This window comes from Terribacillus sp. 7520-G, assembly GCF_002271665.1.
Lineage (GTDB): Bacteria > Bacillota > Bacilli > Bacillales > Amphibacillaceae > Terribacillus.
In genome coordinates, this window is sequence record NZ_NQFP01000007.1 from 134,683 (window position 1) to 156,767 (window position 22,085).

The window sequence follows — 22,085 nt, forward strand, 5'->3', positions numbered from 1 at the left end:
GGCTTGTCCTGCTCAGCCGCTTCGCTGCATGCGGACCCCCAATTCCAATCCAAGGAAATGGGGTTTTTCTTTGCGTAAATCTAATCTTCCGAAGACGGACTGGCTATTGCTCTCATCCATAGGGGGCTTGCTGACAATCGGCATCATCATGGTATACAGTGCTTCTGCGATATGGGCGGAGTATAAATTCGACGATGGCTTCTTTTTTGCGAAACGGCAGCTGCTGTTTGCCGGGGTGGGGCTGGGAGCGATGCTCATCATATCCAGGGTGCATTATGAAAATTGGCGGAAATATGCCAAGATACTCCTGCTGATTTGCTTCATTTTACTTATCGCCGTCCTCATTCCCGGTATCGGAATGGTTCGGGGCGGTGCGCGGAGCTGGATCGGTGTAGGGGCCTTCAGCATCCAGCCTTCGGAATTCACCAAGCTGGGTTTGATCATCTATTTGGCCGTCTATCTGTCGGCTAAACAGAAATATATAACTTCCCTGAAGGAAGGGTTCCTGCCATCACTCCTGCTCGTCTTTACGGCATTCGGAATGATCATGCTCCAGCCGGATCTTGGAACTGGCGTTGTCCTTGTGCTTACATGCATGGTGATGATTCTGGTCAGCGGAGCGAGGATCACTCACTTTGTCGGACTGGGCATATTGGGCTTGGCTGCATTTGCTGCGCTGATTTTGTCAGCGCCGTATCGCATCCAGCGCATCACCGCATTCCTCGATCCATGGCAAGATCCTTTGGGTGAAGGATTTCAGATCATCCAGTCCCTATATGCAATCGGTCCAGGAGGCTTGATGGGGCTTGGGCTAGGGAATAGCCTGCAGAAATTTTTCTATCTGCCGGAGCCGCAAACGGATTTCATCTTTGCTATTTTAGCAGAGGAGCTAGGCTTCATAGGCGGTGCTGGCGTCATGCTGCTTTTCCTGCTGTTTTTATGGCGCGGCATCCAAGTTGCACTCCGGGCCCCGGATGGTTTCAGCAGCTTGCTGGCATTGGGCATCACCGGGATGATAGCCATTCAATGCATGATCAATATCAGTGTGGTCATTGGTTTGATACCGGTTACTGGCATTACGCTTCCGTTTTTGAGCTATGGGGGATCGTCGCTGACACTTACCTTGAGTTCCGTCGGCATTCTATTGAATGTCAGCAGGTATAGCAGACTCTAAAAGTCAGTATGGGCAACACGGATCAGGATGGAAGGGATATGAACAGAACAAACGAAATGACAAAAGTACTATATTGGAAATTTTCGCACAATTAGCATTGACTTTTTTGAGCGGTGCACGTATCATTGAAGACAATTTCATACAGTTCTTATCAAGAGAAGCCGAGGGACTGGCCCGATGAAGCTTCAGCAACCTCTGACGATGTCAGAAAGGTGCTAAATCCAGCAAGATTAAATTCTTGGAAGATAAGAGTGCGGGCGATTATATCACGCTCTCTTTTCTTCGGAAAAGGGAGCTTTTTTTCGTTTAGTCACTCTACCACGGAAAAAGGAGAAATGACAAATTGACTGACATTATTATTCTCTCAGGAAGTCCATCCAAACATTCGCGGTCGCAGCTGGCAGCAAAGTATGCCGGCAAGCAGGCAAAAGAGCAAGGTTATTCCGTAAGCGAGATTTGTGTTACCGATTTTGAGCCGGAGGATCTTCTGTATGCGAAATTCGACAGTCCGGCAATCTCGGCGGCAAGCCAGGCAGTCAGAAACGCGAAAGGATTGATTATTGCCTCCCCTGTTTACAAAGCAGCCTATACAGGCATATTGAAGGCTCTACTTGATTTATTCCCGCAGGACGCATTCAGGAATAAGCCAGTGCTTCCGATCATGACAGGCGGCAGCCCGGCACATCTGCTCGCGATAGATTATGCATTAAAGCCGCTTATCGCCAATCTTAAGGGTGAAGCATTGCAGGGTGTGTATCTATGCGATCATCACATCAACAAGGAGAACCCGGAGAATCCGATTGCAGATGAAGAAACCGGTGAAAGGCTCAGAACACAGACGAATCAGCTGGCTGAGGCGATCCGCCGCACTCATGCTGCTGCGGCTGTAAAGTGAGGGAGGAGAATGATGAGCGCACCATTAGCTAAGAGAACACTGTTTGGGATGCCTGTTCAAGTCATTGGCGGTTTGCTTGCCATTTTATTATTCATGACCGGTGATGGTATCGAGCAAGCATTTTTGTCTAAGTATGTGGTCGATATCGGCTTCACTGCCAATCAGTCAGCGATCATGTTCAGCGCTTATGGGATTGTGCTTACTTTCGCTTCCTGGCTTGCCGGTGTGCTTGGGGAGGTCATCGGACCGCGCAAGACGATGCTGATCGGGCTGTTCACATGGGTGGTTTTCGAAATCGGTTTTCTGTATCTCGGTCTTTATTTAGAAAGCTTTTCGATGATGGTGCTCATGTACGGCCTCCGCGGTTTCGGCTATCCGCTGTTTGCCTTTGCTTTCATCGTGTGGATTGCCTACCGTACCGAGAAGCAAAAGCTGGCAACGGCAATGGGCTGGTTTTTCTTTATGTTCGCGGGCGGAATAGGGTTTCTTGGCTCCTATTATCCAAGTGTCCTCCTTCCTTTCATCGGGGAAATGGCCACGCTGTGGAGCTCGCTTATCTGGATCATCCTGGGGGGGATTCTGGGAATTGCCTTGGTGGATGATAAAGATCGGGAAGGGTTTAGGATCCAGGATCAGCTTAAAGAAAATAAATGGGCCGAAGCGCTGAAGGGGATCACGATCCTATGGGAAAGCCCGCGGGTTGCTGCCGGCGGTCTGCTCCGGACAATCAATACAGCTGGATGGTACGGATTTGTCGTTGTCATGCCTGGATTCTTCACCAGTTTCTTGGATATATCAACGAGTCAATGGCTGCAGCTGTGGGCTGTACAGTCTGTCAGCAATATGGCAGCAGGGGTTCTGTTCGGCATGCTTGGCGACCGGATCGGCTGGGTGAAGGTGGTCCGCTGGTTCGGCTGTGTCGGAGCTGCTGTCTGCTCGCTGCTTTACTACTACATTCCGGCGGCCTTCGGAGCAAACATCCCGCTGCTTTTATTGAACGCCATCCTATTCGGTGCGGCGATTGCAGCCTTTGTCCCACTGTCTGCCATCCTGCCGACACTTGCTCCTGCCAATCGCGGTGCGGCGATATCCGTACTCAATTTGGGCGCAGGAGCCAGTCAGTTCCTGGGGCCCGTGCTTGTCGGGATACTGAACAATTACCTGGGCATCATCGGCGTTGTATGGGGATTTGCCATTCTTTATGCACTTAGTTTTCTATTGACGCCATTTTTGGCCCCAGCTGCGAAAGCTCAAATACATGCGATGGATGAGCTTGCTGTCAGATAATCAAAGGAGGATCACCAAATGACAAATAAACGGATCTATTTGAATGCATTTGATATGAATTGCGTCGGACACCAATCACCCGGGCTCTGGACACACCCTGAGGATCAGGCGCATCGCTACAAGGATTTGGATTATTGGACGGAACTTGCGCAGATATTGGAGCGCGGTCAGTTCGATGCATTATTTTTGGCGGATGTATTGGGGACATACGATGTCTACCAGGATTCGCGTGATGGGGCAGTGCGCCAGGCTGCGCAAGTGCCTGTCAATGACCCGCTGCTCGTGGTTCCGGCGATGGCTCAAGTCACAAAGCATTTAGGCTTTGGCATCACAGCCTCGGTCACATATGAGCATCCGTACAGCTTTGCACGCCGGGTATCCACCTTGGATCATTTGACCAAGGGGAGAGTGGGCTGGAATATTGTCACCTCCTATCTGGAGAGTGCAGCCAAAAATCTAGGTCTGCATACTCAAATCAAACATGATGAGCGCTATGACATTGCTGAGGAATACGTGGAAGTGTGCTATAAACTTTGGGAAGGCAGCTGGGAAGACGGAGCGGTCGTCCGCGATACGGAACGCAAAGTATACACCGATCCCGAAAAGGTACACGATATCCACCATAAAGGCACGTATTTCACAGTTCCTGGGGCGCATCTTTCCGAGCCTTCCCCGCAGCGGACACCTGTGCTTTTCCAGGCAGGATCATCGTCAAAGGGACGGGTATTTGCCGCCAAGCATGCGGAGTGTGTCTTTATCAGTACGCCTACTGTCACCGTGACAAAGAGCTATGTAGATAAACTTCGCGAGGAGACGGAACGTCAAGGCCGTGATCGGGAGGAAATTAAAGTGATGAGTCTCTTCACTCCGATTGTAGGGGAGACAGAGGAAGCAGCCCGGGAGAAACTGGCCGATTATCGGAGGCATGCAAGCTATGAAGGAGGTCTGGTATTGCTCGGGGGCTGGACCGGCATCGATTTTTCCGAATATGACCCGGACGAAGAGCTTCGTTTTGTCGAGAATGAAGCGATCCACTCGGCAGTGGAGATATTCACGAAAATAGAACCGGATAAAAAATGGACTGTACGGGAAGTGGCCGAATTCGTTGGTGTCGGGGGGATGGGGCCGGTGGTGGCCGGAACACCTGAACAAGTTGCAGATGCGATGGAGGATTGGGTGGAACAGACCGGCGTGGATGGTTTCAATATAGCCTATGCAGTGACACCCGGAACATTTAAAGATTTAGCTGATCATGTAGTGCCGATCCTCCAGGAGCGGGGAAGAATCAGAAAGAACTATGAAGGTACTACGCTGCGTGAGAATTTAAGCGGAAGCAGCAGACTGCCGGGACATCATCCGGCACGTCTGGCCGGGAGAGCAGTTCAGGAACAAGGAAAGCAAATGGTGTAACGTCATGGAAAAAATATATGAAACAAAACTAAAGGTCATTCAGTCTCTCATTGATGAAGTAGTGGAACAAACCATCGCCCCTTCGGCGGACCGGATGGACAGGGAGAAAATTTTTCCGAAGGGGAATATACAGGCGCTTGCAGCAAAAGGGCTGAATGGAATTTTGCTTCCGGAGGATCTGGGCGGGCTTGGTGCAGGCTATGAAGCATTTTCGATTGTGGCCGAGAAAATTGCCGCTCATTGCCCATCCACGGGTCTTGTCTACACCATGCACGTAGAGGCGGCCGATGCCATTTACCGTTTCGGCACGGAGGAGCAGCACGAGAAGTGGCTGAAACCTGTACAAGATGGCTGGTTTGGCACCACTTCAACAAGCGAAAGGTCTTCAGGAGGCAGGTACTGGATAAACACAAGCCAAGCAAAGCGGACACCGGGCGGTTATGAGCTCCATTTGGAAAAATCCTTTACGACAAGCAGCGGCTTTGCTGATTTCTATATTGTTCAAACCGGGTCCCCTGGTGCTTGCGCTGCCGATGATTTGAGTTATTTCATCATTGAAGGAACTAATCCTGGTCTCAGCTTCGGGAGCTGGGATGCCCTCGGAGTGAGAGGAAACCATAGTTCCTCGCTGACATTGGACAGCGTGCAAGTGCCTGAGGAAAATTTGCTCGGGGGCGAGGGAGCTGGCAGGTCCATTGTAGAAGGGAGTGTCGCTTATTTGCTCGGCCTCGGCTCTGTCTGGACAGGATTGGCTGGCGGAATAGTCGAAGAGGTCACAGCATATGCCAAACGGAATCACCATCGTGATGTGGACAAAAGTCTGGCCGACTACCAGGTTATCCGTGGTCTGCTCGCCAAAGCTGCCATTCAATATAAAGGGCTTGCTGCGTGGTTGCATAAACTCCGCACGGACATCGATCAGCAGCTGACCAGCGGATCGAAAGAGCTGTGCCCATCCACCCGGCAAGATTTGCTATCCTTTAAGATCCATGCTTCGGAAACAGTGAATGTGATTGCGCAGGCTGCCATGGACATAACCGGCGGCTATGGCTATAAAATTGGTAAGCTGGAAAGGTTTTACCGTGATGCCAGAGCGGGTATTGTTATGGGTCCTTCCAACAATTTGGCCCGTGATATTCTGGCAAAGCAGATCGTAGGATCATCGGATGATTTGTGGGAAGAAACCTCCTGAGGAGAGGTTTCTTTTTCTGCATATGGGTCCATGCATTGCTGCAAGGACCCATTAACCTTTACATAGCAACAGCGATTCGGGAAAGGAAGGGCATCAGATGGAATCTGGGTATTTTTACCACCTTGAAAAAGCGAAGCCAGACCGACAAAAGAGGGCACGCGGAAACGAATGTCATGATAGAATAGGGGAGAAGGCAGCAGAGGAAAAATAATGGAAATAGAATCAAACGATAGAAGATGGATGGAAGTTTTATTTCTTGGCTATTGAAGAAGGAGATTGGCGACTTCTTATATAATTAGGTAAAGAGACCTTCTCAGACACTGAATTCCAGATAATTTGTTGGTTACAGACTCCTTCCATTATACGAATGTGTTATAATTTTATAATTACAATACAAGCAGTTTTTGACTGTACAGCATAGGAAGAAGAGGAAATGAGCGAAAAAAAGAAAATTGTTTCCATTGAGGACCGCATTCCAAAATTAAAGCAAGCGAGGAAAAAGAAGGCGAATAGAAGGCTGATATTCTACTTGTCTATCTTCTTCGTACTTATCTCCATCATTGTCTACTTGCAATCACCACTCAGCAATATCCATCGTTTGGAAGTGGAAGGGAATGATTTCCTTCCGGATGATACTATCATTCAAAGCAGCGGGTTGACGACGTCGGATAATATGTGGCGGATCGATAAGGATAAGGTGATCAAGCGGATACAGAAGAATGAGGAAGTCGAGAAAGTGTCGATCAGCCGAGGCTTTCCCGCAACTGTCACGATTAATGTGACGGAGCTTGGGAGAGTGGGCTATCTCCAGCTGGACGGCAGCTATCGCGCACTGCTCACGAATGGAAGCATTTCGGAGAAAAAGTGGGACCAGCCAAAATCCGATGCCCCGATTCTTTATGGTTTTTCGGATGATGAATATCTGGATGAGATGGCAGAGGAGCTTGATCAGCTGCCAGATTCGATCACCAGGCTCATTTCTGAGATTTACTACAAGCCTACCGAGGACAATCCATATGTCATCCAGCTATTCATGAATGACGGAAGGGAAGTCCAAGGCACGATTCGTACATTTGCCACCAACATGGAGGCTTATCCAAGCATCGCAGCACAGCTTGACCCAGAGGTGGATGGAGTGCTCCATATGGGAGTGGGCACTTATTTCGAGCCTTCCGGGAAAAAAGACAAAGACAAAGATAAAGAGACAGAAGAGGGACAATAAGCAGAAAATCATAGCATTTTGTCAATTTATGTAGAATAAACAAGCTATATGCGGTATAGTCGAATCAAATAAGTGTATATTTGGCTAATTTCTGTTAGAATGTCGCTTTTTCGGCAATTTTCACCGTGATATTTGTTATAATGATGCGTGTCTAGTGTCTGCATACAAATAGTTACATTTCAATGAAAACGTGAAAAAAATCAATGCTGGGCGACATGTCTCTAGGATTAGGAGGTGCCTTACGTGAACAACAGTGAAATTTTAGTCAGCTTAGATGTAGGAACATCAAAAATTAAAGTGATTATCGGGGAAGTCTTTCCTGATTCCCTTAATATAATCGGTGTCGGTACGGCAAAATCAAAAGGTTTGAAAAAAGGCGCCATCGTTGATATCGATCAGACCGTCCAATCAATCCGGAATGCAGTGGAGCAGGCCGAGCGGATGGTAGGCATGCAAATCGAGCGTGTAGTCGTCGGGGTGAATGGGAATCAAATCCAGCTGCAATCCTGTCACGGTGTGGTTGCTGTTTCCAGTGAAACAAGGGAAATAGACGATGAGGATGTCGCGCGTGTAATTGATGCGGCTCAGGTCGTATCCATTCCGCCGGAGAGGGAAATCGTCGATGTCATTCCGAAGCAGTTCATCGTGGATGGCTTGGACGGCATCAATGACCCGCGCGGTATGATCGGTGTGCGGCTGGAAATGGAAGGGACCATCATTACTTGTTCCCGCACAGTCTTACATAATCTATTGAAATGCGTCGAGAGAGCCAACTTAGAAGTGATGGATATATGTCTGCAGCCTTTGGCTGCAGGGGCTGTAGCCCTTTCGGAGGATGAAAAGAACCTTGGAGTGGGCTTGATCGACATCGGCGGGGGGAATACGACCGTGTCTGTGTTCGGCAATGGCCAGCTGATGGCGACAAGTGTCGTTCCGCTTGGCGGTGAAAATATCAGCAAGGATATCTCGATCGGTTTGAAGACTTCATCAGAAGAAGCGGAAGAAATCAAAATTGGATATGGACATGCCTTCTATGATGACGCCAGGGAGGAAGAGACATTCGAAGCTTCCATCATTGGCAGCAATAAGAAACAGACTTTTTCCCAGCTTGATGTCGCTGATATTGCAGAAGCCCGTGTAGAGGAAATCTATGCATATGCAGACAGTGAAATCAAGCGGATGGGCTTCCCCGAATTGCCGGGCGGATATGTCCTCACTGGAGGAACATCCATGATGCCTGGCATGCTGGAGCTTGCGCAGGATTGTTTTCAAGCGAATGTGAGGCTTGCGATCCCGGATTATCTGGGAGTGAGGGAACCGCAGTTCACAAGTGCCGTTGGAATCTTGCAATTTGCCTATCGGAATGCGAGAATACAAGGTAAGGAAATCTTCTCTGCCGTGACAGAAGGAGACTTCGAGGAACCGGAAAGAAGACCGGCTAAACCTGCTAAATCAGAAAAGAAAAAAGGCGAAAAAAAGAAAGAATCAGGTATCGCCAACCTGTTCAAGTACTTTTTCGATTAAGACAGACACGTCAACTCGGGAAAGGGAGACGGTTTGTAAATAGGAGGACGTTAAGATGTTAGAGTTTGACACAAATATGGAAACATTAGCTACGATAAAAGTCATCGGCGTCGGCGGCGGCGGAAGCAACGCCGTCAACCGGATGATCGAACATGGCGTCCAAGGCGTCGAATTCATTGCGGTGAACACTGATTCGCAAGCATTGAATCTATCAAAAGCAGATGTCAAGATGCAAATTGGCGCAAAATTGACACGCGGTCTTGGTGCAGGAGCCAATCCGGAAGTGGGCCGTAAAGCTGCTGAGGAAAGCAAAGAGCAAATCCAGGAAGCATTGCAAGGCGCTGACATGGTATTTGTTACAGCTGGTATGGGAGGCGGTACTGGTACCGGTGCTGCCCCGGTCATCGCACAAGTGGCCAAGGAGCTCGGTGCATTGACAGTCGGAATCGTGACCCGTCCATTCTCATTCGAGGGACGGAAGCGTCAGACGCAGGCTCTGGCAGGTACAGATGCCCTGAAAGGCAGTGTTGATACACTGATCGTCATCCCGAATGACCGTTTGCTTGAAATCGTCGATAAAAATACACCGATGCTTGAAGCATTCCGCGAAGCGGACAATGTCCTCCGTCAAGGTGTACAAGGTATTTCCGAATTGATTGCGGTTCCTGGTCTGATCAACGTCGACTTCGCTGACGTGAAGACAATCATGGCTGACAAAGGATCGGCGCTCATGGGCATTGGTATCGCCACGGGTGAGAATCGGGCGACGGAAGCTGCAAAGAAAGCCATCAGCTCTCCATTGCTTGAAACGTCGATCGATGGGGCGCATGGTGTCCTGATGAATATCTCCGGCGGAGCGAACTTGAGCCTGTATGAAGTACAGGAAGCTGCCGATATCGTAACAAGCGCAGCCGATCAGGAAGTGAACGTGATCTTCGGTTCCGTCATCAATGAAGATCTGAAAGACGAGATCGTCGTGACGGTCATTGCGACAGGTTTCGATGAGGCGCAGATCCAGCAAGCGATGAACGCACCCCGTCCGAAAGCCCGCCCGGTGCAAAAAGAGACACAAAGCACGCAGCAGCAGCCCGCTCCGACGGAAAGAAGGAGAGAACGGGAAGAGCCGCGCCGCGAAGCACCGTCTCCGCAGCCGCGCAAGCAGGAAGAGGATACATTGGATATCCCGACATTCCTTCGCAACCGCAACCGCAGAAGATGATTCTAAAAGGATAGCATCCTATGATGCTATCCTTTTTTTTATGCAGAAAAATGTTAGACAAATTAGACGGAAAATACATAAAAATAGTGCGGCATATCATGCATAAACTGACAGTATTTGAATCGGCTCTCCGTTATACTAGCTTCATCTATCAAAGGAGAAAGGAAGAGCTGACGTGACAATCTATCTGGATGCGGTCTGGACACTCAATCTGTTTTTGGACTGGCTGCTGCTATTATCCACACAGGCTATTGCAAGGCTTCAAGTACACAAGCTCCGTATATTCACTGGCGCCTTCATTGCCTCGCTCATCGTTCCAGTAACTGTCTATTTTCCAGAAAGCTATCTGGTCCACCCGGCAGGAAAGCTGCTTTTTTCCATGGTGATCATTTGGGCTGCTTTTGGATTCCGTTCTGTCACCCGTTTCTTAAAACTGCTGCTGCTTTTTTATTTCATCACCTTTGCAGCGGGAGGCAGCCTGTTCGCCATCCATTATATGCTGCAGACCCAAGCTGCATTTACCCCTGCCTCCTTTTTGACGGTAAGCACAGGATATGGTGATCACGTCAGCTGGCTGTTCGTAGCCATCATGTTTCCGATCGCATTGTATTTTACCAAGAGCAGGATGGACAAGCAGCGTTTTGAACAATTCCGTTATGATCAGCTGCATGCCGTCCAAGTGAGCATCAATGGCATTCCACATAAGACAGAGGGCTTCATCGATAGCGGGAATCACTTATCGGATCCGCTGACGAAGCGGCCAGTCATAATCTGCGATCGCCTCTTTTTGCAAAATTGGTTCGATGAAGAAGAATGGCGGCTGCTGGAGGAGGCGAACAAGCAGCTGGACTTGGATTTGCTGCCGAAGAACTGGGCATATGAATTTTCTGTCGTTCCGTATCAGGGTGTCAATGGGGAAGGAGCACTTATGCTTGTCTTAAAGCCGGACAGCATTCTGATTGAGTTGGATCAAACGATAATCGAAACAGATCGGGTCTGGATCGGCATTCAATTCGGCAATCTGACAACCGATCATCGGTATCACTGTCTGCTCCATCCGTCACTTGTACATGATGCCAGCACGCAAGCGGGCTAAGAAGAAGGGAGATAAACATGGGGAAAAGAGCATGGAAGCTGAAATTATGGTGGTATAAGATTCTTGTAAAGCTGGGGATCAAGCGGAAGGAAATCTATTACATCGGCGGCAGCGAGGCATTGCCTCCCCCACTGTCGAAGGAAGAAGAATTCAAATTGCTTCAGCTTTTGCCGACAGGAGATAAATCTGCCAGGGCGATGCTTATCGAACGGAATCTGCGTTTGGTAGTGTATATAGCAAGGAAGTTCGAAAATACCGGGATCAACATCGAGGATTTGATCAGTATCGGAACAATCGGTTTGATCAAAGCGGTGAATACCTTCAACCCAGAGAAAAAAATCAAACTTGCGACATACGCGTCCCGCTGTATCGAGAATGAAATTCTCATGTACCTGCGCAGGAACAGCAAATTGAAATCGGAAATCTCCTTCGATGAACCGCTCAATATCGATTGGGATGGCAATGAATTATTATTGTCGGATGTTCTGGGGACAGATGATGATATCATCACCAAGGATATCGAAAAAAATGTGGATAAAAACTTATTGAAAAAAGCACTGGAACAGCTGAATGACAGGGAAAAGCAAATCATGGAGCTGCGTTTCGGGCTAGTCGGCCAGGAAGAGAAGACCCAAAAGGATGTGGCCGATATGCTCGGCATTTCCCAATCGTATATTTCCAGGCTGGAAAAGAAAATCATCCGCAGACTGCAAAAAGAATTTAATAAAATGCTTTAACCCTTACTGGTGCCTGTATTTGTCCCTGCCTGGACAATGTCAGGCACTTTTTGTCTTTGCATAAAAAAATTCCCGAGGGGAGATACTGTGCTTGCATCGCATCTTCAATCGGGAGGTCAAGGAATATGTCGAGACAGAAAGTTGAAATATGTGGAGTAGATACTTCGAAACTGCCAGTGCTCAAAAATGAAGAAATGAAAAAGCTATTCATCCGCATGCAGCAGGAGGACGACATGTCAGCCCGGGAAGAACTCGTCAATGGGAATCTCCGTCTCGTTCTCAGTGTCATCCAGCGTTTCAATAACCGAGGGGAATATGTCGACGATCTTTTTCAAGTAGGCTGTATCGGACTAATGAAATCCATAGATAATTTCGATTTGAAGCATAATGTGCGTTTCTCTACATACGCAGTGCCGATGATCATCGGGGAAATCCGCCGCTACCTCAGGGACAATAATCCGATCCGCGTATCGCGTTCCTTACGCGATACAGCATACAAAGCTTTGCAAGTGAGGGAGAAGCTGATTGCTCAGACATCGAAGGATCCGACAACGGCAGAAATTGCAGCAGAGCTGGGCGTACAGCCCTCAGACATCACCTTTGCCATGGATGCCATCCAGGATCCGGTCTCTTTATTCGAGCCGATTTACAATGATGGAGGCGACCCTATCTTCGTTTTGGACCAGCTGCGCAGCGAATCGGAGAATGATGCGGCCTGGCTGGATAACCTATCGATAAAAGAAGGTATGCATCGCTTGAACGAGCGGGAGAAAATGATACTTAACAAGCGCTTCTTCCAAGGAAAGACGCAAATGGAAGTGGCAGATGAAATCGGAATATCCCAAGCACAAGTATCACGCCTGGAAAAAGCCGCAATCGAAGAGATGAATAAACAAATGTTCGAATGAAAGACACCTCTGTCCGGTGTCTTTTTTTATGTTTGGATGCTAAATGACCAGCTTGGCCGCATAGACTAGAAAAAAGCAGCAAAGGAGCAAAGTAATCATGACGCTTACCGAATTGCAGATGAAGGATATAATTTTGATGGAAAACGGGAAAAGGGTAGGGAATGTATCCGACTTGGAAATCAATGCACAAAACGGGCATATTTCAGCGATCGTCGTGACACTCCGCGGTAAAATGATGGGGCTGTTCGGCAAGGAAGAAGAATTGGTTGTCCCGTGGAATCAGATCATCACAATCGGGACGGATATCATTTTGATCAAGAGTCCAGAGCAAGTATCGATCATCGAAGAAGCTGGCAAGTAATCTTGTACAGAAACAGACGGAAATATGGTACTATAAAAGCAATCAGAGGAGTGGGTACCATATGAAGGAAACAGCTTCCAGTCTGAAGGGGCTGTATATGGAGCTTGGCGGATGGTCAGCTCCTGACAGCATCGTCAGCGGGATTACGACAAAATACCATGGTGTGAGCAAAGCACCTTTTGATAGTCTGAATATGGGGCTGCATGTCGGGGATGATCCAAAGGATGTCATCCGGAATCGTGAGCTGCTTGCAGACGCCATTCATTTTCCATTGGATAAATGGGTCCTGGGGGAACAGGTCCATGGAACGGAAATAGCAGTCGTCACAAAACAGGAAGCTGGCCGCGGCAGCAGGGATTTGGCAGACAGCCTGCCGGCAGTCGATGGCCTGATCACCAAGGAAAAAGGAATACTGCTTTCTGCATTCTTTGCCGACTGCGTGCCGCTTTACTTCTGTGATGCAGCCAATGGATGGATCGGGATGGCGCATGCTGGCTGGCGCGGAACCGTCGCCGATATGGCAGGGAAAATGGTCGAGGCGCTTTGTGCCCGTGGAGCAGACAAGGATAATCTGCAGGTAATGATTGGACCGTGCATTTCCAAAAACAGGTATGAAGTGGACGGTCGTATCGTTCAGCAGATTCCGGTACAATTCCGGGATGAGGTGCTTGATTCCCATGCTCATGGCCGATTCCAGCTTGATTTGCAGGCGCTCAACCGACTTTATCTGCTGCGGGCAGGAATCATGAGCGGTAACATACTGACAGCAGCCTATTGTACATATGATTCCCCGGAATTTTATTCACACCGGGAGGATCAGGGGAAAACCGGCAGAATGCTCGGTTTTATCGGAATGAAAGAGGAGCAAGTATGAATACAGTAAAACAGAATCTGGAACGGATCAGGGAGGAGATCAGCTCGGCAGCGGCCCAATCCGGCCGGAAATCCGAGGATATTACACTCCTTGCAGTCACGAAATATGTTACAATTGAACGAACAAAAGAAGCTGTCGATGCTGGGATTGTCGATTTGGGTGAGAACCGGATCGAGGGCTTCCTGGAGAAGCAGGCCGCAATCGGGGAAAAAGCCAATTGGCATTTCATCGGCAATCTGCAATCCAGGAAAGTGAAAGATGTCATCAATCAAGTGGATTATCTGCATGCACTCGACAGGCTTTCATTGGCAAAGGAAATACAGAAACGGGCTGCCAGGAAAATCAAGTGCTTTGTGCAGGTCAACGTAAGCGGAGAAGAAACCAAATCCGGCGTGTCACCAGATGAAACACTTGCTTTCATCCGGAAGCTTGCGGCATATCCTGCGATCGAGGTTGTCGGGTTGATGACAATGGCACCCAATACACAGGATGAAGATGCGCTCCGCGGTGTTTTCAGCGGATTGAGGAAGCTGCGTGATGAAGCGGCAGCTGAAAATATGGCCCATGCACCGTGCACCATGTTATCCATGGGAATGAGTAATGATTTCAAAATTGCAATAGAAGAAGGAGCGACACATGTCCGGGTCGGCTCTGCCCTTGTAGGTCCATATCAATAAGCGAGGTGAATAATATGAGTTTCAAGAATAAGATGAAGAATTTCTTTACTGTGGATGACGAGGAGTATGAATACGTCGAGGAACAGGCTGAAGAACAAGAAGAAATCGAGCCTTACCGACAAGGCGGGCGGAATCAGAGCCAGGCTCAGAATGTTGTGAGCCTGAAAAGTGTACAATCCTCCTCCAAAGTCGTCCTCTGTGAGCCAAGGACTTATAATGAAGCGCAGGAAATTGCTGATCATGTGGTGAACAGAAGGGCAGTCGTGCTCAATTTGCAGCGTGTCGACCACCATCAGGCGAAGCGAATCGTTGATTTTCTCAGCGGAACGGTTTACGCTCTCAATGGTGATATTCAAAAGCTGGGCAGTCAGACGTTCCTATGCGCTCCGGACAATATCGAGCTTACCGGCAGTATATCCGATATGGTAGAGGAACAGGATGACTATAATAAGAGGTGGTAAAAGCAGATGCTTTGGAACATAATTAGTGCAGCATTCCAGGTTTATTCCCTGGCATTGATCGTCTATATCCTGATGTCGTGGTTCCCTGGAGCCAGGCAGTCAGCGTTCGGGGAGATCCTGGGACGAATTTGTGAGCCGTATTTGGATGTATTCCGCAGGTTCATTCCGCCGCTGGGGATGATCGATCTGTCGCCGATCGTTGCGATCATCGTCCTCAATTTGGCACGGAGTGGGTTATATACCATTTACGCGATGATTTTCTATTGATTAAGGAGTATATGACTACGTGAGTATCTATCAGCATTACCGGGAAGAGGAGCGTCCTTTCATCGACCAGATCCTTTCCTGGATGGAACAAGTGGAACGTCAGTACCAGCCTCGGGTGACCGATTTCCTGGATCCACGGGAACAGCTTATTTTCCGGCAGCTGCTAAGCGGCCAGCCAGAACTGCAGTGGGCTTTTTCGGGCGGATCCGAGGACGCAGAAAGAAAGCGGGGCATCATCGCCCCGATCTATGACACGATAACACCGGAGGATTTCAGCATCGAGCTGCTCGAAGCCGCCTATCCCGCCAAATTTGTCACGCTTGAACATCGTGATGTGATGGGTTCATTTCTTTCCCTGGGCATCGATCGCAAGAAGCTGGGCGATATCAGTGTGAGTGATGGTGTCATCCAGCTTTTCACCACTTCGGACATCGCCGTCTACATACGTGCGAATTTAGTGGAAGTCAAACGAGCGAAGGTATCATGGGAGACAGTCGATCCGGCGAATTTCAGGCCGGAAAAGCTGGAGTGGCTGCGTGTGGAAGCCACTGTATCCTCCCTCAGGCTGGATGCTGTGATGAAGGAGCTTTTCCGTTTGTCAAGGCAGCAGGCGGCGGAGCGGATTCAAAAAGGCCTCGTCAAAGTCAACTTCAGGATTGTCGAAGATGTCAGCTATCAGCTGGCTGAAGGGGATCTCATTTCCCTGCGCGGCAAAGGGCGGGGCAAGCTTGCACAAGTGAAGGGTACGACCAAGAAGGACAAGCTGCGTATCACATTGGAAAAATTAAAGTAGCCGAAATGGCTGTTTTATGCTATCTTTGTCGAATAACAGCAATTATTAGATCTTTTAACAGGAGGTGGCCGTCGTGCCATTAACACCTTTGGATATCCACAATAAAGAGTTCGCCCGCGGATTCCGCGGTTATGATGAAGATGATGTAAACGACTTCCTCGACAGGGTGATCAAGGATTACGAGATCATCATCCGGGAGAAAAAGGACTTGGAAGAACGGGTCCAGCAGCTGGAGGAACGCCTTGGTCATTTCAATAACATTGAAACGACTTTGAATAAGTCGATCCTTGTAGCGCAGGAAACGGCAGAAGAAGTGAAGGGCAATGCAATGAAAGAGTCCAAGCTGATCATCAAGGAAGCGGAGAAGAATGCAGACCGGATCATCAACGAGTCCCTCACGAAATCACGTCAGATTGCCTTGGAAGTCGAGGAACTCAAAAAGCAGGCGAAAGTATTCCGGACACGCTTGAAGATGCTTGTGGAAGCACAGCTTGAGATGATTGAAACGGATGATTGGGATGGTTTATTCGCCACAGAGGTTGCGTATGAGCCTGAGGAAGAGCCGGCGGAATAAAGCCCGCTTGACGTTTTTCACAAACTTACATATAATTTTACTATTATTAGCAAACAACATGACCAAGATAAAAAGACTGTGATCGGGACAGTAGGAAGTCCATACGCTTCAAAGCGAGCCGGGGAAGGTGAGAGCCTGGCAGGGTATTTCTTCCGAACATCACCCGTTAGTTTCCATTCGAACCGCAAGCAGTAGAAATGGACGTCTCATTCACGTTACGAATTTCGAGTGGACGGATGAAATCCGTCTATAAGGGTGGTACCGCGAGTCTCTCTCGTCCCTTTTGGGATGCTGAGGGGCTCTTTTTTTACCCCAAGCTCGGTCATGACAAGGAGGAAGAACATTGGATTACAAAGACACACTGCTGATGCCGGAAACGGCATTCCCGATGCGCGGCAATCTGCCGAACAAAGAACCGAAAATGCAGCAGGATTGGGAAGAAAAAAATATCTACCAAAAAGTGCAGGACAGAACAGAAGGGCGTCCGCTCTTCGTATTGCATGACGGACCTCCATATGCCAATGGCGACTTGCACATGGGGCATGCGTTGAATAAAGTATTGAAAGACTTCATCGTCCGCTATAAATCCATGTCTGGCTTCCATGCACCATATGTTCCAGGCTGGGATACACATGGCCTGCCGATCGAGCAGGCGCTGACCAAGAAAAAAGTCGACCGCAAAAAAATGACGGTTGCGGAATTCCGCCGTCTCTGTGCGGAATATGCCTTGCAGCAAATCGATAACCAGCGCAGCCAGTTCAAGCAGCTTGGTGTCCGCGGTGATTGGGACAATCCATACATCACATTGACGAAAGACTATGAAGCAGCACAAATCAAGGTATTCGGGGAGATGGCTAAAAAAGGTTACATCTATAAAGGCATGAAGCCGGTTTACTGGTCCCCATCCTCTGAATCGGCTTTGGCTGAAGCTGAAATCGAGTATCAGGATAAACGTTCTGCATCGATTTATGTTGCCTTCCAAGTCAAAGACGGTAAAAATCTTTTCGAGGGTGATGAGAAGTTCATCATCTGGACGACGACTCCTTGGACATTGCCTGCAAACGTTGCGATCTCCCTTCATCCGGAAGTGACATACGTGGTAGCGCAAGTCGGTGCGGAGAAATATGTCGTTGCGGAAGATCTGCTCAATAGTGTAGCGGAAACGCTTGAATGGAATGATCCGCAAGTATTGAAAACGTTCAAAGGAAAAGAAGCGGAATACGTGACGACACAGCATCCTTTCTATGACCGTGATTCATTGATCATCCTTGGTGAACATGTTACGACAGACAGCGGTACTGGCTGTGTGCACACAGCACCAGGACATGGGGAAGAGGATTTCTTCGCCAGTCAGCCATATAAACTGCCCATCATCAGCCCATTGGATGACAAAGGCGTATTTACCAAAGAAGCTCCTGGTTTCGAAGGGGTATTCTATGATAAGGCAAACAAGAACATCACGGAACTGCTTGAAGAAAAAGGCGCATTATTGAAACTCGACTTCTTCACGCATTCTTATCCGCATGACTGGCGGACGAAGAAACCGGTCATCTATCGTGCGACAGCACAATGGTTTGCTTCCATCAAAGCATTCCGTGATCAGATCATCGAGCAGATCAAAGAGGTGGAATGGTTCCCGAAATGGGGCGAAACACGTCTTTATAACATGTTCCGTGACCGCGAAGACTGGTGTATTTCACGTCAGCGTGCGTGGGGTGTCCCGATTCCGGTATTCTACGGTGAAGACGGTGAACCGATCATCACGGAAGAAACGATCCAGCATGTGTCCGACCTATTCCTTGAACATGGCTCCAATGTCTGGTTCGAAAGGGAAGCGAAAGATTTGCTTCCGGAAGGATTCACTTCCGAGCACAGCCCGAACGGCATCTTCACGAAAGAAACAGACATCATGGACGTATGGTTCGATTCCGGATCCTCGCACCAAGGTGTATTGGAAAACCGCCCTGAATTGCAGCGTCCGGCTGATCTTTATTTGGAAGGTTCCGACCAATACCGCGGCTGGTTCAACTCTTCTTTGACAACTGCTGTGGCCGTAACTGGCAAAGCTCCGTATAAAGCTGTCCTCAGCCATGGGTTCGCTTTGGACGGAAAAGGCAAGAAGATGAGTAAATCACTCGGCAACATCGTCGTGCCGTCGAAAATCATGAAGCAGTATGGTGCTGATATCCTTCGCCTATGGGTGGCGTCGGTCGATTATCAATCCGATGTCCGGATTTCCGATGAAATCATCAAGCAGACATCAGAGGGCTACCGTAAGATCCGGAACACATTCCGCTTCCTGCTTGCCAACTTGCATGATTTCGATCCTGCCAAGGATAGTGTGGCGCATGCTGACATGACCGAAGTCGATCGTTACATGCTTGCGAAGCTATCCGACTTGATCAAGCATGTACGCGAAAGCTACGATAAATTTGAATTTGCCGACGTGTACTCTGCTGTCTTGAGCTTCTGTTCCGTGGAGTTAAGTGCATTCTATCTGGATTTCGGTAAAGATATCCTTTATATCGAAGCTGCTGATAACCCAGCCCGCCGCAGCATCCAAACTGCTTATTATGAAATAGTCAAAGCGCTTGTACAAATGCTTGCACCGATCCTTGCTCATACAACAGAGGAAGCATGGAGCTATATCCCAGGTGAAAAAGCAGAAAGCGTCCAGCTGACAGACTTCCCTGAAGCAGCAGCAATTGCCGATCATGATGCCTTGCTTGCAAAATGGGATCATTTCATGAAAGTCCGGGATGACGTCTTGAAAGCATTGGAAATCGCACGCAGTGAAAAAGTGATCGGTAAATCGCTTGAATCCAAACTGACAATCGTTGCGAAAGATGATGAAACAAAACAGCTGCTTCAAGGTATCGACAATCTGCATCAGCTGCTTATCGTATCCGAAGCCAATGTGGTGGACGCAGATCCAGAAGCCGCAGATTATGAGCATGTGGCCGTCCGAGTGGAGAAACATCCTGCAGACAGATGCGAACGCTGCTGGGTTGCTTCTGAGACTGTCGGACAGGATGAGAAGCATCCGGATCTATGCTCACGCTGTGCAAAGATCGTGGAAGCACATTATCACGCGTAATGGATGGAAAGCTTCGCTTTTGGGCGGAGCTTTCTTTTTATCTCTGCAATCTTTTTCACCGTATCTATGGTAAAATGCAAGATAGATTGTATGGAACGGAGGAAATGGGTCCATGTATTTTGTCATCGCGATTATCCTGATCATAATCGATCAGCTTGCAAAATTGGCAGTAGTAAAGAATATGACAGAGGGAGAGTCGATCCCGATCATCGATAACTTCCTGTATTTATCGTCACACCGCAATCGAGGGGCGGCATGGGGCATTTTAGAAGGGCATTTCTGGTTCTTTTATCTTGTGACAGCGATAGTCATTGTCATAGTCAGCTATTATATTGTGAAATATAGCAAAGAAAGCAAATTGATGGGTACAGGTCTGTCGCTTGTTCTGGGCGGAGCGGTCGGTAACTTCATCGATAGGCTGTTCCGTAAAGAAGTCGTCGATTTCGTCGATACACGATTCGGTGACTATCATTATCCAATCTTCAACGTGGCGGATTCCTGTCTGGTTGTAGGTGTCATCCTCATCGTCCTTGCGATGCTGCTGGATGAGCGAAAGAAGAAAGGACGAAAAGAAGCATGAGTCAGTTGGAACATACAGTCGCAGCCGAGGAAGCAGGCTTGCGCATCGATAAGCTGTTGTCCGATATCCAGGAGGATGTCTCCAGGAGTCAGGCCCAGAGCTGGATCAAGGATGATCTGGTCACGGTGAACGGCGCCAAGGTGAAAAATAAATATACTGTCCAAGAGGGAGATGTAATCGCTTGGTCGATCCCTGAACCTGAAGAGATGACAATCGAAGCAGAGGACATTCCTCTTGAAATCATTTACGAAGATGCAGATATCGCAGTTGTGAACAAGCCGCGCGGCATGGTCGTACATCCATCGAATGGCCATCAGTCCGGTACGATGGTTCACGCCCTGCTTTACCATCTGAAGGATCTATCTGGTATCAATGGAATGATGCGTCCAGGCATCGTGCATCGTATCGATAAAGATACCAGCGGTCTGCTTGTTGTAGCCAAGCATGATAAAGCACATCAAAAATTGGCGGATATGCTGAAGGATCATGACATCGAACGGAAATACCGGGCAATCGTCCATGGTGTCATCGACCATGAATTCGGTACAGTGGAGGCTCCGATTGGACGTGATCCGAATGATCGTCAGAAGATGGCGGTAGTCGAAAATGGAAAGCCTGCCGTGACGCATTTTGAAGTGCTGGAGCGTTTTGAGGAGTTTACATACATTGAATGTAAGCTGGAGACAGGCAGGACGCATCAAATCCGTGTGCATATGCAATATATCGGCTATCCGCTTGCCGGAGATCCAAAATATGGACCGCGCAGGACATTGGATATCGATGGACAAGCGCTGCATGCTGCGGTTCTTGGTTTCCATCATCCGATAACAGGGGAATGGCTGCATTTCGAGGCCCCTGTTCCGGAAGTGTTCCAAGAGGAATTGGACAAGCTGAAATTCCACGCTTGACAGATATACACTGGCATGCGATACTGAATGAAGCTGAATAAGAACCTTTAAGACAGTCCAGAGAGGCTGATAAGGAAACGGATATGAAACGGGATACGTGTGTGTATCCTTGCCCCTTATCGTCTCATGGCGGTAAGGGGCTTTTTCATCGTGTCAAGGAAAGGTGGGGAAAAAATGAACAAGAAGGCTGCCCTGCTGGATCAGGCTGCTATCGGGCGTGCACTGACTCGGATTGCACATGAAATCCTGGAACGTAATAAAGGTCCGGAGGATCTGGTGCTTGTCGGGATCCAGACCAGAGGGGTTCCCATCGCGCAGCGTCTGCAGCAGAAAATCGAAGGAATCGACCAAGTGACGGTACCGCTTGAAGAGGTGGATATCACACTATACCGGGATGATTTGGCACATGCATCCAAGGATCAAGAGCCGATGGTGCAGCCAGTGAAGCTCGCAACGGATTTGACGAATAAGACTGTCATCTTGATCGATGACGTGTTATATACGGGACGAACAGTGAGAGCGGCGATGGATGCGATCATGGACGCGGGACGTCCGGCGCAGATCCAATTAGCTGTACTGATCGACCGAGGCCATCGGGAACTGCCTATCCGGGCCGATTATATCGGGAAAAACATTCCGACATCGCAATCGGAAGTCATCGTCGTCGAATTACAGGAGACGGATGATCACGAGAGCGTGGATATCTATGAAAATGAATAAGGACCTTTAACGGAAGTCCAGAGAGGCTTACAAGGTCGCAAGCAACAACGTCGTCACGGGAAGTGGCAGACGTGTGCCCCTTTGCGACCTAAATCGCAAAGGGGCTTTT

At 48.7% G+C, this 22,085-nt stretch carries 22 protein-coding genes, 1 riboswitch and 1 other annotated feature; all 22 genes read left to right on the forward strand.

Annotated features, from left to right (window positions below; genetic code table 11):
* Positions 1-28: 28 nt before the first annotated feature.
* Complete coding sequence (gene spoVE, locus CHH53_RS02895) at positions 29-1,174, forward strand: stage V sporulation protein E (RefSeq protein ID WP_095214618.1); 1,146 nt, start codon at positions 29-31, stop codon at positions 1,172-1,174.
* A 145-nt stretch (positions 1,175-1,319) separates the two neighbouring features.
* Positions 1,320-1,426, forward strand: a riboswitch (SAM riboswitch).
* Between the two features lie 91 nt (positions 1,427-1,517).
* Positions 1,518-2,069 (forward strand): NADPH-dependent FMN reductase, encoded by a 552-nt coding sequence (ssuE, locus tag CHH53_RS02900; protein WP_095214619.1) that lies wholly within the window; start codon positions 1,518-1,520, stop codon positions 2,067-2,069.
* Positions 2,070-2,081: 12 nt separating this feature from the next.
* The gene (locus CHH53_RS02905; RefSeq protein WP_233134795.1) at positions 2,082-3,356 is read left to right on the forward strand and encodes an MFS transporter; all 1,275 of its coding nucleotides are present in this window, start codon (positions 2,082-2,084) and stop codon (positions 3,354-3,356) included.
* Between the two features lie 18 nt (positions 3,357-3,374).
* Positions 3,375-4,766, forward strand: coding sequence for an LLM class flavin-dependent oxidoreductase (locus CHH53_RS02910; RefSeq protein WP_095214620.1), 1,392 nt, complete (start codon positions 3,375-3,377; stop codon positions 4,764-4,766).
* Between the two features lie 4 nt (positions 4,767-4,770).
* Complete coding sequence (locus CHH53_RS02915) at positions 4,771-5,958, forward strand: acyl-CoA dehydrogenase family protein (protein ID WP_095214621.1); 1,188 nt, start codon at positions 4,771-4,773, stop codon at positions 5,956-5,958.
* A 433-nt stretch (positions 5,959-6,391) separates the two neighbouring features.
* Complete coding sequence (locus tag CHH53_RS02920; RefSeq protein WP_095214622.1) at positions 6,392-7,180, forward strand: cell division protein FtsQ/DivIB; 789 nt, start codon at positions 6,392-6,394, stop codon at positions 7,178-7,180.
* A gap of 243 nt (positions 7,181-7,423) precedes the next feature.
* Positions 7,424-8,704, forward strand: a complete 1,281-nt coding sequence (gene ftsA / locus CHH53_RS02925) for a cell division protein FtsA (protein WP_095214623.1) — start codon at positions 7,424-7,426, stop codon at positions 8,702-8,704.
* 55 nt (positions 8,705-8,759) lie between these two features.
* Positions 8,760-9,923 (forward strand): cell division protein FtsZ, encoded by a 1,164-nt coding sequence (gene ftsZ / locus CHH53_RS02930; protein ID WP_095214624.1) that lies wholly within the window; start codon positions 8,760-8,762, stop codon positions 9,921-9,923.
* Between the two features lie 175 nt (positions 9,924-10,098).
* Entirely contained in the window at positions 10,099-11,019 is a 921-nt protein-coding gene (spoIIGA, locus tag CHH53_RS02935) for a sigma-E processing peptidase SpoIIGA (RefSeq protein ID WP_095214625.1), read from the forward strand.
* A gap of 17 nt (positions 11,020-11,036) precedes the next feature.
* Complete coding sequence (gene sigE, locus CHH53_RS02940; RefSeq protein ID WP_095214626.1) at positions 11,037-11,756, forward strand: RNA polymerase sporulation sigma factor SigE; 720 nt, start codon at positions 11,037-11,039, stop codon at positions 11,754-11,756.
* A gap of 125 nt (positions 11,757-11,881) precedes the next feature.
* Positions 11,882-12,664 carry an RNA polymerase sporulation sigma factor SigG gene (gene sigG, locus CHH53_RS02945; RefSeq protein WP_095214627.1) on the forward strand — a complete coding sequence of 261 codons (783 nt, stop codon included), beginning with the start codon at positions 11,882-11,884 and terminating at the stop codon, positions 12,662-12,664.
* A 97-nt stretch (positions 12,665-12,761) separates the two neighbouring features.
* On the forward strand, positions 12,762-13,025 hold the full coding sequence (locus CHH53_RS02950) for a YlmC/YmxH family sporulation protein (RefSeq protein WP_095214628.1): 264 nt from the start codon (positions 12,762-12,764) through the stop codon (positions 13,023-13,025).
* A 61-nt stretch (positions 13,026-13,086) separates the two neighbouring features.
* Complete coding sequence (gene pgeF, locus CHH53_RS02955) at positions 13,087-13,899, forward strand: peptidoglycan editing factor PgeF (RefSeq protein WP_233134800.1); 813 nt, start codon at positions 13,087-13,089, stop codon at positions 13,897-13,899.
* Positions 13,896-14,576, forward strand: a complete 681-nt coding sequence (locus CHH53_RS02960; RefSeq protein ID WP_095214629.1) for a YggS family pyridoxal phosphate-dependent enzyme — start codon at positions 13,896-13,898, stop codon at positions 14,574-14,576. The genes pgeF and CHH53_RS02960 overlap by 4 nt, the downstream gene beginning before the upstream one ends.
* A gap of 14 nt (positions 14,577-14,590) precedes the next feature.
* Complete coding sequence (locus CHH53_RS02965; protein ID WP_095214630.1) at positions 14,591-15,037, forward strand: cell division protein SepF; 447 nt, start codon at positions 14,591-14,593, stop codon at positions 15,035-15,037.
* A gap of 6 nt (positions 15,038-15,043) precedes the next feature.
* On the forward strand, positions 15,044-15,304 hold the full coding sequence (locus CHH53_RS02970) for a YggT family protein (RefSeq protein WP_095214631.1): 261 nt from the start codon (positions 15,044-15,046) through the stop codon (positions 15,302-15,304).
* A 19-nt stretch (positions 15,305-15,323) separates the two neighbouring features.
* A complete protein-coding gene (locus CHH53_RS02975) occupies positions 15,324-16,097 on the forward strand; it encodes a YlmH family RNA-binding protein (protein ID WP_095214632.1) in 774 nt (257 codons plus the stop codon).
* 73 nt (positions 16,098-16,170) lie between these two features.
* Positions 16,171-16,671 (forward strand): DivIVA domain-containing protein, encoded by a 501-nt coding sequence (locus CHH53_RS02980; RefSeq protein ID WP_095214633.1) that lies wholly within the window; start codon positions 16,171-16,173, stop codon positions 16,669-16,671.
* Positions 16,672-16,740: 69 nt separating this feature from the next.
* Positions 16,741-16,956 (forward strand) — a binding site (T-box leader).
* Positions 16,957-17,014: 58 nt separating this feature from the next.
* The gene (gene ileS, locus CHH53_RS02985; protein WP_095214634.1) at positions 17,015-19,768 is read left to right on the forward strand and encodes an isoleucine--tRNA ligase; all 2,754 of its coding nucleotides are present in this window, start codon (positions 17,015-17,017) and stop codon (positions 19,766-19,768) included.
* Between the two features lie 112 nt (positions 19,769-19,880).
* On the forward strand, positions 19,881-20,348 hold the full coding sequence (gene lspA / locus CHH53_RS02990; protein ID WP_095214635.1) for a signal peptidase II: 468 nt from the start codon (positions 19,881-19,883) through the stop codon (positions 20,346-20,348).
* Complete coding sequence (locus tag CHH53_RS02995; protein ID WP_095214636.1) at positions 20,345-21,256, forward strand: RluA family pseudouridine synthase; 912 nt, start codon at positions 20,345-20,347, stop codon at positions 21,254-21,256. The genes lspA and CHH53_RS02995 overlap by 4 nt, the downstream gene beginning before the upstream one ends.
* A gap of 174 nt (positions 21,257-21,430) precedes the next feature.
* Positions 21,431-21,976, forward strand: coding sequence for a bifunctional pyr operon transcriptional regulator/uracil phosphoribosyltransferase PyrR (gene pyrR / locus CHH53_RS03000; RefSeq protein WP_095214637.1), 546 nt, complete (start codon positions 21,431-21,433; stop codon positions 21,974-21,976).
* The last annotated feature ends 109 nt before the right edge of the window (positions 21,977-22,085 follow it).

Coding starts and splice junctions, on each gene's coding strand:
- spoVE (WP_095214618.1), top strand. CDS start 29: ATGCGGACCCCCAATTCCAATCCAAGGAAATGGGGTTTTTCTTTGCGT.
- CHH53_RS02905 (WP_233134795.1), top strand. CDS start 2,082: ATGAGCGCACCATTAGCTAAGAGAACACTGTTTGGGATGCCTGTTCAA.
- CHH53_RS02910 (WP_095214620.1), top strand. CDS start 3,375: ATGACAAATAAACGGATCTATTTGAATGCATTTGATATGAATTGCGTC.
- CHH53_RS02915 (WP_095214621.1), top strand. CDS start 4,771: ATGGAAAAAATATATGAAACAAAACTAAAGGTCATTCAGTCTCTCATT.
- CHH53_RS02920 (WP_095214622.1), top strand. CDS start 6,392: ATGAGCGAAAAAAAGAAAATTGTTTCCATTGAGGACCGCATTCCAAAA.
- ftsZ (WP_095214624.1), top strand. CDS start 8,760: ATGTTAGAGTTTGACACAAATATGGAAACATTAGCTACGATAAAAGTC.
- sigE (WP_095214626.1), top strand. CDS start 11,037: ATGGGGAAAAGAGCATGGAAGCTGAAATTATGGTGGTATAAGATTCTT.
- sigG (WP_095214627.1), top strand. CDS start 11,882: ATGTCGAGACAGAAAGTTGAAATATGTGGAGTAGATACTTCGAAACTG.
- CHH53_RS02950 (WP_095214628.1), top strand. CDS start 12,762: ATGACGCTTACCGAATTGCAGATGAAGGATATAATTTTGATGGAAAAC.
- pgeF (WP_233134800.1), top strand. CDS start 13,087: ATGAAGGAAACAGCTTCCAGTCTGAAGGGGCTGTATATGGAGCTTGGC.
- CHH53_RS02960 (WP_095214629.1), top strand. CDS start 13,896: ATGAATACAGTAAAACAGAATCTGGAACGGATCAGGGAGGAGATCAGC.
- CHH53_RS02965 (WP_095214630.1), top strand. CDS start 14,591: ATGAGTTTCAAGAATAAGATGAAGAATTTCTTTACTGTGGATGACGAG.
- CHH53_RS02970 (WP_095214631.1), top strand. CDS start 15,044: ATGCTTTGGAACATAATTAGTGCAGCATTCCAGGTTTATTCCCTGGCA.
- lspA (WP_095214635.1), top strand. CDS start 19,881: ATGTATTTTGTCATCGCGATTATCCTGATCATAATCGATCAGCTTGCA.
- CHH53_RS02995 (WP_095214636.1), top strand. CDS start 20,345: ATGAGTCAGTTGGAACATACAGTCGCAGCCGAGGAAGCAGGCTTGCGC.
- pyrR (WP_095214637.1), top strand. CDS start 21,431: ATGAACAAGAAGGCTGCCCTGCTGGATCAGGCTGCTATCGGGCGTGCA.